15 protein-coding genes and 1 pseudogene are annotated in these 14,192 nt (G+C 62.8%); 6 read left to right on the top strand and 10 right to left on the bottom strand.

The annotated features are described in order from the left end of the window. Positions 1 to 6: 6 nt before the first annotated feature. The 3 genes from AC1DWA_RS17300 to AC1DWA_RS17290 all read right to left on the bottom strand — a co-directional run bounded on the left by AC1DWA_RS17300 (position 7) and on the right by AC1DWA_RS17290 (position 1,934). On the bottom strand, positions 7 to 672 hold the full coding sequence (locus tag AC1DWA_RS17300) for a HEAT repeat domain-containing protein (RefSeq protein WP_179154639.1): 666 nt from the start codon (positions 670 to 672) through the stop codon (positions 7 to 9). Between the two features lie 82 nt (positions 673 to 754). After that, entirely contained in the window at positions 755 to 1,225 is a 471-nt protein-coding gene (locus AC1DWA_RS17295; protein WP_020971298.1) for a DUF2269 family protein, read from the bottom strand. Positions 1,226 to 1,259: 34 nt separating this feature from the next. Next, positions 1,260 to 1,934: a DJ-1/PfpI family protein gene (locus AC1DWA_RS17290; RefSeq protein WP_020971299.1), complete on the bottom strand. Its 675-nt coding sequence runs from the start codon at positions 1,932 to 1,934 to the stop codon at positions 1,260 to 1,262. A 205-nt stretch (positions 1,935 to 2,139) separates the two neighbouring features. Between AC1DWA_RS17290 and AC1DWA_RS17285 the strand changes: the two genes are divergently transcribed. Then, positions 2,140 to 3,084 (top strand): GlxA family transcriptional regulator, encoded by a 945-nt coding sequence (locus AC1DWA_RS17285; RefSeq protein WP_019745972.1) that lies wholly within the window; start codon positions 2,140 to 2,142, stop codon positions 3,082 to 3,084. Positions 3,085 to 3,089: 5 nt separating this feature from the next. On the opposite strand, the gene AC1DWA_RS17280 is transcribed toward AC1DWA_RS17285, so the two are convergent. Beyond that, positions 3,090 to 3,761, bottom strand: coding sequence for a DNA alkylation repair protein (locus AC1DWA_RS17280; RefSeq protein WP_134999360.1), 672 nt, complete (start codon positions 3,759 to 3,761; stop codon positions 3,090 to 3,092). Positions 3,762 to 3,929: 168 nt separating this feature from the next. On the opposite strand from AC1DWA_RS17280, the gene AC1DWA_RS17275 reads away from it, so the two are divergent. Both AC1DWA_RS17275 and AC1DWA_RS17270 read left to right on the top strand, forming a co-directional pair. Next, positions 3,930 to 5,300, top strand: coding sequence for an APC family permease (locus tag AC1DWA_RS17275; RefSeq protein WP_371326911.1), 1,371 nt, complete (start codon positions 3,930 to 3,932; stop codon positions 5,298 to 5,300). Between the two features lie 25 nt (positions 5,301 to 5,325). Further along, positions 5,326 to 5,703 (top strand): hypothetical protein, encoded by a 378-nt coding sequence (locus AC1DWA_RS17270; protein ID WP_020971303.1) that lies wholly within the window; start codon positions 5,326 to 5,328, stop codon positions 5,701 to 5,703. Between the two features lie 49 nt (positions 5,704 to 5,752). Here the strand turns inward: AC1DWA_RS17270 and AC1DWA_RS17265 are convergent, their stop codons facing one another. The 3 genes from AC1DWA_RS17265 to AC1DWA_RS17255 form a co-directional block, all read right to left on the bottom strand. After that, on the bottom strand, positions 5,753 to 6,457 hold the full coding sequence (locus AC1DWA_RS17265; protein WP_019745976.1) for an SDR family NAD(P)-dependent oxidoreductase: 705 nt from the start codon (positions 6,455 to 6,457) through the stop codon (positions 5,753 to 5,755). Positions 6,458 to 6,509: 52 nt separating this feature from the next. Further along, entirely contained in the window at positions 6,510 to 7,391 is an 882-nt protein-coding gene (locus AC1DWA_RS17260; protein WP_477846574.1) for an MBL fold metallo-hydrolase, read from the bottom strand. 128 nt (positions 7,392 to 7,519) lie between these two features. Continuing rightward, positions 7,520 to 8,101 (bottom strand): TetR/AcrR family transcriptional regulator, encoded by a 582-nt coding sequence (locus AC1DWA_RS17255; protein WP_021333266.1) that lies wholly within the window; start codon positions 8,099 to 8,101, stop codon positions 7,520 to 7,522. A gap of 77 nt (positions 8,102 to 8,178) precedes the next feature. On the opposite strand from AC1DWA_RS17255, the gene AC1DWA_RS17250 reads away from it, so the two are divergent. Then, positions 8,179 to 8,862, top strand: a complete 684-nt coding sequence (locus tag AC1DWA_RS17250; RefSeq protein ID WP_019745979.1) for an SDR family oxidoreductase — start codon at positions 8,179 to 8,181, stop codon at positions 8,860 to 8,862. Between the two features lie 25 nt (positions 8,863 to 8,887). Here AC1DWA_RS17250 and AC1DWA_RS17245 read toward each other — a convergent pair whose 3' ends face one another. Both AC1DWA_RS17245 and AC1DWA_RS17240 read right to left on the bottom strand, forming a co-directional pair. Continuing rightward, on the bottom strand, positions 8,888 to 9,292 hold the full coding sequence (locus tag AC1DWA_RS17245) for a DUF4259 domain-containing protein (protein ID WP_046379594.1): 405 nt from the start codon (positions 9,290 to 9,292) through the stop codon (positions 8,888 to 8,890). 109 nt (positions 9,293 to 9,401) lie between these two features. Beyond that, positions 9,402 to 10,487: a PQQ-dependent sugar dehydrogenase gene (locus tag AC1DWA_RS17240; protein WP_477846573.1), complete on the bottom strand. Its 1,086-nt coding sequence runs from the start codon at positions 10,485 to 10,487 to the stop codon at positions 9,402 to 9,404. Positions 10,488 to 10,665: 178 nt separating this feature from the next. On the opposite strand from AC1DWA_RS17240, the gene AC1DWA_RS17235 reads away from it, so the two are divergent. Continuing rightward, on the top strand, positions 10,666 to 11,874 hold the full coding sequence (locus AC1DWA_RS17235; protein WP_024487719.1) for an MFS transporter: 1,209 nt from the start codon (positions 10,666 to 10,668) through the stop codon (positions 11,872 to 11,874). A gap of 27 nt (positions 11,875 to 11,901) precedes the next feature. Here AC1DWA_RS17235 and AC1DWA_RS17230 read toward each other — a convergent pair whose 3' ends face one another. Continuing rightward, positions 11,902 to 12,798: a helix-turn-helix transcriptional regulator gene (locus AC1DWA_RS17230; RefSeq protein ID WP_007735613.1), complete on the bottom strand. Its 897-nt coding sequence runs from the start codon at positions 12,796 to 12,798 to the stop codon at positions 11,902 to 11,904. Positions 12,799 to 12,932: 134 nt separating this feature from the next. On the opposite strand from AC1DWA_RS17230, the pseudogene AC1DWA_RS17225 reads away from it, so the two are divergent. Next, positions 12,933 to 13,956, top strand: a pseudogene (locus tag AC1DWA_RS17225) (zinc-dependent alcohol dehydrogenase family protein). The last annotated feature ends 236 nt before the right edge of the window (positions 13,957 to 14,192 follow it).

Here is a 14,192-nt window from a genome sequence, read left to right as displayed (position 1 = left end):
CCCTTCCTACGCGTCCGGTCCGATTGCCGCGACGCGCTTCGCCAACTCGTGTGAGAGAGCGAATCCACCGTCGGGATCGTGCCAGAGTTGCTTTGTAGCATCAGCATGCGCTCGGACACGCGGATTCGGGCTCGTACCGGCCGCGTCGAGCACCGGGAGCACAGCCTCGCCGAGCCCGGTCAGGGCTCGGCTCAGACTGAGCTGCATCTGCAGTTCACCCCGACCGAGTTCTGTGGCCAGATCGGCCGCGAGTGCGCCCTCGTCTCCCGCCGGCACGAGAGCCACAGCCGCGCGCCACGCACTGCGCGCAACCTCGTCGTCCTGGTCGTGGACGAGCGCGGAGACCTCGGGCCACGCGATCGGATCGCCGATCTTGGACAAAGTGTGGAGCGCCTGACTGCGGGCTTGCGAGCCATCGGACCCGAGCTCACGGATCAGCCTCGGCACCGTGATTTCAGCCGGCAAGCGGCACAACGCCCAGGTCAGCATGTCGCGGACGAAGAAGTCCGGCTCGACGGCGCACCGATCGATCAGGGCATCCGTCAACTGAGGATCCGGGCGTGTGCCGACCGCAAGCGCGGCGCGCAGTCGAACCGAGGGATCTGCTGCGGCCACGGCGTCGACGAGGTGAGCATGCTGCCCACCGTGGTTGGTTGTGTTCACGACAACCACCTCCTTCACCGACCAGTGGAACCCTTGTCACTGTGTCAAGGTCAAGCGTCACTGCCTCCGACACGTGAAATGTCGCCTCGGATCACACGCCGGTTGTCGATCCTGGCCGAAAGATCATCAGCACGACGACAACGACCCAGAGCAGATTGAAGATTCCCGTCGCAGTGCCCAGCCGACGGGTGAGCCGCGTTGCGACATCCACAACGGACCCGGTTCCTTCGATCGCCGCCATTGTCAGCCGTTGGGCGGGAAGCACGACCGCGGTGAGTATCACGGCGGCAACGACGGTGAGTGCGATCGAGGTGAGGATCCACACGTCACCGAGCACTCCGAGATTGACGGCGGTGGCGACACCGAGCATCGGAACGACAATGCCGATCGTGGCATACACCCGAACGATGCGATGCAGCATGCCCGTCGTCGCAACACTGGCGCTGTCCGGATCGGCGAGCGCGGCGCGGCTCGCCACCGGGAACATACTCGCCGCCACAGCGACGGGGCCGATGGCAAGAATGGCCGCAATCACATGGAGGGACAGCAGGATTCCGGTCATGGGATTTCTCGCGTTTCGGTACGCACAAGCGTATTCACGCGGCGTCCGGGGCGAAGGTGACTACAGGCTCGGCGCCCTTGGCCGACCACACCGTTCCACGACGCTCGTAGTCGAAGAGCGCTTCGACCTCGAGACTTATCCGGGGCCCGAGGCATCGTTCCAGCAGATACAGGCCCAGGTCGAGACCGGATGTCACACCGCCGGCGGTGATCAGGTCACCGTCGTCGACGATTCGCGCCTGGATCGGAATTACACCGCCGGCCGCCAATGCGTCCACGGCAAGATGGTGCGTCACGGCGCGACGCCCTTCGAGAAGCCCCGCCATCGCCAGCGCCAATGATCCTCCACAGACGGTCGCAACGAGAACACCAGGATCGTCGAGTGCACGGCGCATCATGACAGGCAGTTCGGTTTCCGTTGTGGCCGCGAGCCTTTCCGGCAAGCTGGAACCCGGCTGGTCCGCATTGGGTTCGAAGAGACCCGATGCTCCGGGAACGACGATCAGATCCGCGTGTTCGACATCGAGGGTTGCAGTGGCGGTCATCTCGAGTTCACCACTTCCGCTCACGACGGTCCGAGGCCCCTCCGCGCTGACGAGTTCGACACTCAACGCCCCACCGCTGGCGAGACCCCCGGCGTAAAGCACCTCGTACGGACCCACGACATCCATGGGATCGAATCCGTCGAACAACACGATCTGCGCGTGCACTGCAACCTCCGATTTTGTGCGACGCGCTCCTGTGCACGTCGCTGTTCCCACGACAGTAGGAGGAAGTTGACCTCTATGGCGACGGCTGAAAGCCAACCTTCGACGGCTTTCAGCCAACCTCACACATTCTGTGAAATACCAGTTGAGAGGATATTTCAAGACACGAGATCACCGAATCTCGCGCCACATACGCTACGTTTCAGACATGCATGACGTTGCAGTTCTCGCGTTGCCCGGGGTGGTGCCGATGGACCTGGCGGCACCCCTCGAAGTCTTCGGACGATGCAGGCTCCCCTCGGGTGCACCGGCCTACCGGACCTCCGTGTGCGCGCTCACCGAGGAGGTGGAGACCGGAACGTTCACGATGCGAGTACCGCACGGACTCTCACGCCTCGCCCAGGCAAGCACGATCATCATCCCGGGCACCGCCGATCTCGACGTGCCGATCGACCCCGAGATCATCGACGCCCTCAGAACTGCCGCGGATCGCGGCACGCGCATCGCCTCACTGTGCGTCGGTGCATTCACACTCGCCGACACAGGCTTGCTCGACGGACTTCGCGCGACGACGCACTGGGCGGCTGCGTCGGAGTTGGCGCGTCGGCACCCGGCCATCGACGTCGATGCCGCTGTTCTCTACGTAGACAACGGGCACGTCCTGACTTCCGCCGGCGCCGCGGCCGCACTCGACCTGTGTCTGTACATGGTCCGTCAGGACTACGGGTCCGCGGTCGCCGCCGACACGGCGCGGCTGAGCGTGATGCCGCTCGAACGTGCCGGAGGGCAAGCACAATTCATCGTCCACGAACCTCCCGTACCCAGCGGGACAACCCTTCGGCCGCTACTGAACTGGATGGAAGAGAACCTCGGGGAGCAACTCGACATCACGACAATCGCAGCCAAGGCAACGATGAGCACTCGCACGCTCAACCGCCGCTTCCAGGAACAAATCGGTACGACGCCGTTGCAGTGGCTCCATCACGCGCGGCTCCGTCAAGCGCAATTTCTGCTCGAGACCACCGACCACTCCATCGAACGTGTTGCGGGACAAGTCGGATTCAATGCCGTCACAACGTTCCGCGAACGCTTCCGAGACTTGGTCGGCACCAGTCCACAGCGATACCGGACGCAGTTTCGAACGTCGCGCTAGCTGACCTACTTCTCGCTCTGTCGACGCACCATCTCCGAGATCCAGATCGGCGCAAACGGCGAGGTGCAGTTCGGGGGAGTCGGGTAGTCCTCGAGCACCCGCAGACGTTCACCGATGTCGATTGCGCGGGCCCGGTACTCGGCATGTTCAATCCCGATCTGGGCCAGGCAGTGGTTCATCGCCCATTGCAGGCGATCAGGGGCATCCTTCATCTCCGCCTCGATGACGTCGAGCAATCCTGAAAGATCAAGGCCCTCGGGCTTCTTCGCTACGCGCTCGGTAGTCAGGGCCCAACCGGCGCTCGCAACCACGGGATCGGAGTCGGCGGTCCAGGCCACCCGCAAATCCTCCGCGTGCGGGTTCTTCTTCACCACGTAGTTGACGAGCCAGTCATGCACCTTGGGAGTACGAGCCTCACGCAACATGACGTCCAACTCGTCACGCTCGAACGCCTTCGGACGACAGATCAAGAGGGCAAGCAGCCTCCCTGCGGTATCGCCCGTCGCCCAAAGTTGTTGTGCAAGTTCCTGCTGAGTCTTCAGTCGCTTCGCGACTGCCCGCAGTTTTGTGAGGTTCACACCGTGATCGTCACCGTGCTTCTCGTTCACTGCGCGCACCCTCGGATCCTCGAGCGCAGCCAACTCGTCCATCACCGCGGCAACCGTCGATTCAGCCACGCCGTCCTCCAGTCACTACTTCTGCGATTCACCTACTGGCAAGTCACCTACACAAGTCACCTACAAGGAAAGCACGGGACGGCACGCGCCGACGCATCCACGTCCGACCCGTGTTTGAAACTTCGACCAATGGGTACATGTCTGCTCCTGAGGTGGCGGCACGTCACCATGAAGACAGGACGAACCTTGCATATGCGACGCGCCGCGGGTGCCGAGAACGTGGACGAAACCGCAGGCGGAGATGAAGGCGGCAGTAAGAACGTTCTCACGCGGGCTATAACCGGCCCACTCCTTTTCGTGTTCATCCTCGGAGACGTCCTGGGCGCCGGTATCTACGCATTGGTGGGCGTCATCGCCGGTGAAGTTGGTGGAGCCGTCTGGGTACCACTGCTCGTAGCGCTCGTCATGGCATTGCTGACAGCAACGTCGTATGCCGAACTGGTCACGAAATATCCGCGAGCGGGCGGTGCAGCAGTATTCGCCCAACGGGCGTATCGGAAACCGCTGATCTCATTCCTCGTCGGCTTCTCGATGCTGGCGGCCGGTGTCACGAGTGCAGCAGGACTCGCCCTCGCATTCTCGGGTGACTATCTCAAAGCCTTCATCGACGTCCCGACCGTTCCAGCCGCGCTCGTCTTCCTCCTCCTGGTGGGGCTTCTCAATGCCAGAGGCATCAAGGAGTCGATGCGCGCAAATGTCGTCATGACAGTCGTGGAGGTCACCGGCCTCGTCATGGTTGTCGTCCTCGCCTGCGTAGTTCTCGGGCACGGCGACGGAACCTTGAGCCGTGTCGTGGAGTTCGACGACAGTCGATCGCCTGCACTCGCCGTGTTGGCAGCGGCGCTCCTCGCGTACTACTCGTTCGTCGGCTTCGAAACGTCGGCGAACGTCGCCGAAGAAGTGAAGAACGTGAGCAAGGTCTACCCACGCGCACTGTTCGGAGCCCTGTTGACGGCGGGCGCCGCCTATGTCCTTGTCGGCCTGGCTGTCTCGGTGGTGCTGCCCGCCGACGAGCTCGCCGCGTCCTCCGGCCCCTTACTGGCAGTGGTGTCAGCCGCCGACGTCGGTGTTCCGCCTCGCCTGTTCAGCCTGATCGCTCTGGTAGCCGTCGCCAACGGCGCACTGCTGACAATGATCATGGCAAGCAGGCTGACTTACGGAATGGCGTCGGAAGGGTTGCTCCCCAGCGCATTCGCGCGCGTGCTGCCGCGGCGCCGGACCCCCTGGGTGGCGATCATCGCAACCACAGCCGTTGCCATGGCTCTCTGCGTCACCGGATCGTTGTCAGCCCTGGCAGAGACGGTGGTACTCCTGCTGCTTTTCGTATTCATCAGCACCAACATCGCGGTCCTGGTTCTGCGTCGTGACGCAGTGCAACACAGTCATTTCCGGACACCGATCATCTTTCCGATCCTCGCCCTCGGTACGTGCGTTGCGTTGCTCACCCAGCAGAGCGCCGCAACGTGGTTGCGCGCATCATTACTCTTGGCGGTCGGAGTAGTGCTGTACGCCCTCTCCCGCCGTCGATCCACGAAGTAAGGTGCGATGTTCGAAAGGGGGTGTGATGACCGACAGTTCTGACACACCAGATGTAATTCAGCGTCGAGAGCGAAAGATCAACAGGCGAACCCTGACGTACGGCCTGTCCGTCGTTCTGGCTACCGCGGCACTGGTTGTCGCGATCGTCTGGTTGGGCTCCCGGCGGGGCGAATGCTTCGGTACCGACACCTTGCTGTGCTCACAGAAAGATCGCCGACTGGCCGTCTTCGTCCCGAGCCTCATGCTGCTACTCGGCTCCGTGGGCGCGTTCTTGCGAGCCTCCCTGCGATTGCACCGTCTGCGGCGCCTCTACATCCGGCCGTACATGGCGTGGCTCCTGACGGGGCTCACCCTGGTGTACCTGGCGGGAGCCTTCATCTTCATCGAGGGCAATATTCTCTGAATACATCTGTTCGGCAATCGGATTCACAGACCGAAGCGGTAGCTGTCGTTCAGAATCGTGTGTCGTCGATGGCAGTAAGGACCACTTCTCGAACCGATGACGAAGACGACAGATTCGAGATGGAGCGCACGGTATCCACGACGTCGTGCACGGGAACCAGAGACCCATCTCCGCGGGCGGCAGCGATGTCTCGGGGCACATCGAGTCCATCTTCCGTGTTGAGATATCCGAGGTGAAGGACCGTCACTGCGAGTCGGTCCTTCCGGTAGCCCTCTCTCAAGGCGTCGGCAATGCCGTTGATCGCGGACTTCGATGCGCCGAACGCAACTTCCGGCCTACCGCTTCGCGGGAGCCCCGAGGTAGAACCGGTCAAGAAAATCCGAGGTCGAGGACGCCCGATCATCCGCGGGATCAGGCGCTTCGACAAAAGGATCGTGCCGGTGATGTTGGCGTTGATCATTTCCAGCATTTCGACGTCGGATTGATCTGTGAACACATAATCGGAAGTGAAGGCGTCCCCTTCCCAAATTCCGACGTTGCAAATCAGGGTGTCTACACCTCCGACAAGCTCCTGGTCGATCGAGTTCGCTGCCGCAACAGGGTCGGTCAGATCTGCTTCGATCCACTCGGAGACGTCGAACCCGTCAGGGCGCCGACGAGAAATACCGACAACGTCGTGACCATCGCTCCTCAAGCCCTCGATCAATGCACGACCAAGTCCCCGGCTCGCGCCGACAACAACTACCCTCGCCACAATTACACCCTTCTGCCCGCTCTGTTCACATCCAATGGATGACACGACATATTCATGCACGCCGAAATACGTTGCCCTCGAGCGTGACAACGACACCGGACGCAACGAGCCGCTGAAGGTGCAGCTGCGCAGTTCGACGTTCGACTGCATCGACGTACGGCGCGGTGACGTGCGGACGGTAGACGAGGCGATGCGCGACGATGTCTTCCAACTGCCTTGGTTCACCGAGAAATTGGACGAGTCTTTCTTCGCGGCTGAGCAGTTTGTCGCGGTAGGCGGTCAACCGGCGACGGAACTCGTCGCTGCCTTCGACGACGCCCTTTTGATGGAAGGTGCCGTACCACCGAGCGTCGATGCCCGCGGCGCGGTCGATGGAGGCGAGGAAGTCGTCGACGCTACTGCCCAGGTCGCCGTACATCGGGCCGAAGGAGGTGAGATCGATGTCGGCGACATAGAAGAAGCCGTCGGGCTCGATGAGGAGGCCACAATGTCCGGGAGTGTGACCAGGTAGGTGAATGACCGTCGCCGTGCGGTCTCCGAGGTCGAAGACGTGGCCGTCGGCGATCCCGGAAACGTCATCGTGCGTCGGGGGAATGCCGTACTGCGCTGCTATTGAATGTTCGACCTCAGCTCGCTCCTCGGGGCGGAGGCCGTAATTTGTGAGCATCGTGTCAAGGGAGGCGACCGACGGTGCGTCGAGGTTGTGCGCGTACGTCGGTGCTTGAAAATGCCGGAGACCGGCAACGTGGTCCTCGTGGCCGTGACTGATGAAGACGAGGTCTGCGCCAACGGGATCTCGGTCGAGGGAGAGGGACGGGTCGATCACCAGCGTGCGTTCGGATCCGTGCACGACCACGGTGTTTCCGAAGGGGACGGTCCCACCGTTCTCTGGTACCAGCACCGAGACTTTGCCAAATTCTGTGGGTGTGAACATCTCTCGCTTCTCCCTGCGGCCATCGGGTAGTGACGTTGCAGATCTCGAAGCAATCGAAGGTATCGCTGACAGAGACCTCAGCCAGTATGCATGGCCGGGTCAGCGGGCCGTACGCGGATCTTCCTGGACTACCCGGTGAGCTCTTCACGAGCAGCGACAAGGACTTCCTCGGAGAGGGACGATCCCTTGGTGGCTCGCGAGAGGACCAGAGCGCCGATCATGGTCGAGAGACGCACCAGCCCGTCATGCTCCTCATCCGCGAGCGCCTCGGCAAAATCACCGACCCCCTCGACATACACCCGACGGGCCTCACTGTCTGCCGGCTCGCGTGCCATGTCGGCGGCGAGTGCAGCAGCGGGACATCCGTCTGCCGGATTGTCGCGATGCTCCACGGAGAGGTAGTTGTCGATCAGGGCTTGTCGAGCCTCGTCACGCTGGCCAGCGTGCCTTTCGAGACCTGCTGCGTGCAGCTGCGCCAGTTCAGCGAAGGCATGGGTGGTCGCTTCGTCGATGAGCGCGTCCTTGGACGCGAACTGCTTGTAGAAACCACCGTGGGTCAGCCCCGACGCCTTCATCAAGTCAGCGACGCTGAGGTGAGTGCCCTTCTCTCGGAACAGACGAGCTGCGGTTTCCACGACGCGCCGACGGTTCTCTTCCGCTTGTTGCTGCGATACGCGGCCCATCACAACGCCTTCCAGTTTGGATTTCACTTGACATCTATCCTAGCCCACACTTAGATTTGATTCATAATCTAAATGTCACCGACAGTCACAACCCTGGGAGAATCATGGACCTGAACAAGACGGTTGCGGTCGTCACCGGAGCCAATCGCGGACTCGGCCGCCATCTGGCGGCAGGGCTCGTCGAGCGCGGCGCGAAGGTGTACGCGGCTGCCCGCAATCCGGAAACTGTCGATCTGCCCGGCGTCATCCCCCTGAGGTTGGACGTGACGGACGCCGAATCGATCACCGCCGCAGCGCAAATCGCATCGGATGTGACCTTGGTGGTCAACAACGCCGGAATCTCTACCTCGGCACCCTTGATCGGGGGCGACATCGATGACGTTCGCCGCGAGATGGACGTCAATTTCTACGGCCCGCTTGCCGTGACCCGGGCGTTTGCTCCGGTCGTCGAAAACAACGGAGGCGGAACAGTACTCAATGTTCTTTCGGTGCTGTCCTGGTTCCATCCGGCTGCGCTCGGGTCTTACGCGTCATCGAAGGCAGCGGCGTGGGCGATGACCGACGCCGTTCGAGAAGAACTGGCGCCGCGGGGAATCGCCGTCTCGGCACTGCACGTTGCATACATGGATACCGACATGGCTGCGGGCGTACCGGCCGAACAGAAGATCGCTCCGGCCGATGTCGCCGCGCAGGCCCTGGACGGCATCGAACGTGGGCTGGCTGAGATCCTCGCCGACGACACCACCCGGTATGTCAAGGGGAGTCTGTCGTCTTCGAACTCCGAGTAACCAAGGGACTGTTGACGAGTGACACTCATCCCACCGTTTTGAGACTCGCCAATCTGCCCAGGATCGGTGCCCGCCAAGCCGCGAGGTCTTCCGGACCGTTTTCTTCCCACAACTCGTACAACTCCGACGTGTCGCTGTCTGCGACGGCACGCGCGAGTGCGGTGAGGACCCATGCCTTCTGCTCCGGACTCAAGGTTCCGGCGTACCCGGCGGCATCAATCTCGGCCAGCTGCACAGGCGCCGGAGCAACCCCGTGCGCAACCGCAAGGATCTCGGCGACGGCAATAGCTGTTTGAGCATCATCGGCATCGAGGTAGCCGTCGTCGGGGTGGCGTGCGTAATCGTCGATATCGTAGTCACCCGCCTGTACCGCGCTGAGCAGGTCGCCCGCTACGTCGTTGTCGAAAGGTCCTGAACCCCAAGTCCCCATGCTGTCTCTCCGATCCGTACCCGCGTCATCTGTCGTAACGATATTAGTGAATCACCGGCTTCGGCGAGGATCCTCGGGCTGGAAGTACTGCGTTCGCCGGAAATCGACATCAGCGCAACGGCACGCGAATGATGCGGTCATCACCGGGTTTGGGGTCGCCGCGTCCGTCGGTGTTGTTCGTCAGTATCCACAGCGACCCGTCCGGTGCGACTACAACATCACGGAGGCGCCCGTATTCGTCGACGAATTGCTCGTCGGCGGTCGCGGGATCGGTCAAGGGCACCGTGCGGAGTCGCTCACCACGAAGATTGGCGATGTAGATCGTGCCGTCGTGGATGGCGATTCCGCTGGGGCTGGCATCGTCAGGTGACCATTGTTGGAGCGGGTCGATGAATCCGTCTTCACCCGCAATCCCTTCGACCTCGGGCCACCCGTAGTTTCCGCCTGCTTCGATCTTGTTGAGCTCGTCCCAGGTGTCCTGCCCGAACTCGCTGGCGTACATCGTGCCGTCCCCTGCCCAGGCAATGCCCTGGGAGTTGCGGTGGCCGTAGCTGTAGACAAACGAGTTCGGAAATGGATTATCCAGCGGCACATCGCCATCCGGAGTCATTCGAAGGATTTTCCCGGACATCGAGTCGAGGTCCTGAGCCCTGTCTCGACTACCGGCATCACCGACGGTCACGTACAGCATCCCGTCCGGGCCGAACGCGATGCGACCACCGTTGTGGTAGTTGGCCGAAGCGAGCCCGTCGAGAATCGTCTCGGCCGGCCCGAGCGCGAATTCCCCCGGAGCACCGATGATGTCGAAGCGTTCGATCCGGTTCTCCCCGTTCGCGGTGAAGTACGCGTACAGGCCGTTTTCACGTACTGCGATCCCTAGTAAACCGCCCTCACCTCTTGGGCTGACGCCGTCGACGACTCCCACCTCGCGGCTGTTTCCGCCGGCGTCGAGTTCGAGGATTCGCGCGCTGTCGCGCTCACTGACAAGTGGTGTGTCGCCGTGGAATGCGATCGACCAGGGCGCGTCCAAGCCGTCGGCGACGGTCTCGGGTTCACCGAAGGCCGCGGCGGGCGCCGATCGTGTTGTCGTGCTTGCCTGCGGACGGGGCCCTTCAGGATCCTCGCTACCGCAGGCCGTCAGGAAGGCCGAGACGAGCACGGCGGCGCCCAGTCCTCGGATCTGTCGTCGTGTCATGGGCGCGTCTCCCGGGTTCAGGCAGTCTTTGCGCCGACGGTAGCGCGCAATCGGCCACACCGGGAGTCCCTTCGAGTACCACCAACGACCGGGACTCCCTCGCAGGCGACGGGCGTGATGCCCTGGACGGGTGCGCCACGACATGCGCGTCGTCAACAGAAAGAGAACTGACCACCTCATGATTTCCGCCCCGACCGTCGAAGAAACCGGCCGCCTGCCGCTCGTGATCTACGTGCTGGCCGTCGGAGTTTTCTTGATGGGCACAACCGAATTCGTCGTCGCCGGCATTCTTCCCGAAATCGCGGGTGACCTCGGTACGTCGATCGCGAACGTCGGCCTGATGATCACCGTCTTCGCGATCGGAATGATCGTCGGCACGCCGGCGATGGCGATCTTGACACTCAGGGTTCCCCGACGCGTGACCTTGAGCTCGGCTCTGATTGTTTTCGCGATCGGACACGTCATCGTCGCGCTCTCGTCCAACTTCGGACTCATTCTCGGCGCCCGCTTCCTCACAGCCGTGGCGACGGGCGCCTTCTGGGCAGTCGCCGCAGTGGTCGGAGCAAAGGCGGCCGGCCCGGCGTCTTCCTCGCGCGCGCTCGGCATCGTCTTGGGCGGAGGCATGCTCGCGAACGTCATCGGTGTTCCGCTCGGCGCTCTGGCCGGTCAGAGCATCGGGTGGCGTGGTCCTTTCTGGGCCCTCGCCGCCCTCGCACTCGTTGCCGCGGCCGTCGTCCACCGATTGGTACCCGCCGACACCGACTCCGGTGCGGTGCCGTCCTGGCGAGCGGAGATCGCGAGCCTACGGGACGGACGCATCTGGCTCGTTCTGTCCGGTTGCGCCGTCGTGTGCGGGTCGTCGCTGGCGGCGTACAGCTTCATCTCTCCGCTGTTGACCGAGAACACGGGACTTGCTGCGTCGGCAGTGCCGCTAGTGCTTGTCGGCTACGGACTCGGTGCGTTCGTCGGCTCCAATCTCGGCGGTCGACTCGGTGCGAAGCATCAGTACGGGGTCTTGTTCGTCTCGGCAGCGATGACGTTTCTCGTACTCGGGGCGCTCTGCCTCTTCTCGCACAACGTGATCGTGACGGTGATTCTCGTAGTCATGCTGGGACTATTCGGCATGTCGACCAATCCCATCCTGATCGGGATGGCTGTGCGTTATGCCGATCAGGCGCCGACGATGGCTTCTGCTCTCAGCACCTCGTCGTTCAATCTGGGCACGGCGGTCGGCTCCTGGATCGCCGGGTTCGCGTTCGCCTCGAGTCTCGGTGCCACTGGGCCGGTGTTGGTAGGCACCGGCGTTGCCGCTCTCTACTTTCTGCCGCTGATGATCCTGTTGCGCAAGGAACGCACGAAGCGCACCACCGTCGAAGTCGTCAACTGACGACCCGATCAACCGTCGCGCAGTTCGTCAGCCGTCCGTCAGCGACCGCTCCGACACGTGAGGAGCAGAGTCCGCATTCTCACTGGCTGCCAACGAGGCGAGTAGCTGCATCCGTTCCGCGGAGGGCGATCCCGGCTCTGCGGTGTAGATCGTGAGCGTCAACCCCGGCTCGGCGGCCATCTCCAAACCTTCGAAGGCAAGCGTCAGCTCCCCAACGGCGGAGTGGTGAAAAGTCTTGAATCCGGTGCCGTGATGGCGGACGTCGTGCGCGCCCCACCGACGCCGGAATTCCTCACTCCGAGTGCTGAGTTCACCGATCAGATCGTGCAATTCCTTGTTGTGAGGATCTCGCCCAGCCTCGGTTCGCAGAATCGAGACGGTCACCTCGGCAAACGCGTTCCAGTCCGGATAAAACTCGAAAGCCCTTTCGTCGAGGAACGTGAAGCGCGCGATGTTCGGGGGCTGCCCCGGCATGTCGTAAAGGTCCTTGTAGAACGCACGCGCGAGTGGGTTGACCGCAAGAAGATCCATGCGACCGTTCCGCACGAAAGCGGGTCCTGCGGTGACTGCGTCGAGCGCCCACTGCAGGCTCTGATGGGGCTTCCAGCCCTTCGCATTTCGCCGACGCGGGGGCCTGGCTACCGGGCTTGCCGCGTGCGCGAGATCAAAAAGGTGGGCGCGCTCGGCGTCGTCGAGTCGTAGGGCCTTCGCGATACTGTCGAGCACTCCGGGCGATGCGCCGCTGATCGCTCCGCGCTCGAGCCTCGTGTAGTACTCGACGCTCACGCCAGCGAGGGTTGCCACTTCACTTCGACGCAGACCTTCCACGCGGCGGTTCGATCCGGCCGGCAGTCCAACTTGTTCGGGCGTGACTCGGGCGCGCCGCGAGGTCAGGAATTCGCGTACTTGCGCTCGATCGTCCATGCCATCGAGCGTAAGTCAGTGACCGGTAGCGAGGGAGTCCCTCGCAGTACCACTATCGCGCGGGACTCCCGCCCGCCGCCGAATCGTGATCAGGTTGAAGTGACACGAAGAAACCGATGGTGAGGAGCCACGTCATGCGCGCTGTCGTCATGCATGCCCCCGGCGATGTCCGGGTCGAAGAGATCGAAGCGCCGGTGATCGTCGAACCGACCGACGCGATCATTCGCGTTACAGCCACCTGCGTCTGCGGTTCCGACCTCTGGCCTTATCGCGGCATCGAAAAGCTGAATGGCCCGACGCCGATGGGACACGAATACGTAGGCGTCGTCGAACAGGTCGGCCCCGAGGTCAAAGACATCGAAGTTGGGGACTTCGTCGTGGGCTCGTTCGTCGCGTCGGACAACACCTGCGAAATCTGCGAGGCGGGCTTTCAGTCTCGCTGTATCCACCAGGTCATGATGGGCTCGGTCGGCACCCAATCCGAATACGCTCGCATCCCGCTCGCGGACGGCACCCTCGTCCCTGTCCGCGGAGAGCCGACCGAGCGGCAGGCTCGCAGCCTCCTTGCAGCCTCCGACGTACTCGGCACCGGTTGGTTCGCCGCCGTAGCTGCGGAAGCCGGACCAGGCAAAACGGTCGCCGTCGTCGGCGACGGTGCAGTCGGACTCCTGGCGATCCTCGCTGCCAGACAACTCGGCGCCGAGCGGATCATCGCCATGTCACGCCACGCCCACCGGCAGGCACTCGCCACGCAATTCGGCGCCACCGACATCGTCGAAGAGCGGGGCGACGCGGGCATCGCGAAGATCAAGGAACTCACCGGCGGCTACGGCGCCCACTCGACCGTCGAAGCCGTAGGCACCCAAGAATCGATGATGCAGGCTATCGGAGCTTACCCGCCCCGGCGGACATGTCGGCTACGTCGGGGTATCCCACGGCGTCGAGCTCGACGGCATGAACCTGTTCTTCGCGACGGTGAGCCTGCTCGGCGGTCCCGCGCCGGTCAGGCGATTCCTACCCGAACTGATCGAGCTCATCATGACCGACCAGATCGACCCGGGCATCGTCTTCGACCTCACTCTCCCGTTGGAGGACGCCGCCGCCGGCTACCAGGCGATGGACGAGCGGCGCGCCACCAAAGTGCTACTCACCCTCTGACCGATACCAAAGGCTCACGAGACAGAACTGGGTTCTCCACGCCGATCGAGGAACGTCTCGGCTACCAACGAGAGGCGCTCTTGGTTTACCGAGCAGCATGTTCACTGATCACAGCGAATGCGTTTGATGCCGAAGGTGAGGATGGGCACTTCGATTGGTGCGCAGCTGCTTTGACCCAGGAGGATGCTACGCGACTGATATGCACCCCCACCAGCGGAAACCGATTGTACGAGTGA

This window comes from Rhodococcus sp. P4_F3_2, assembly GCF_056401335.1.
This window is presented reverse-complemented; position numbering and strand designations above follow the sequence as displayed.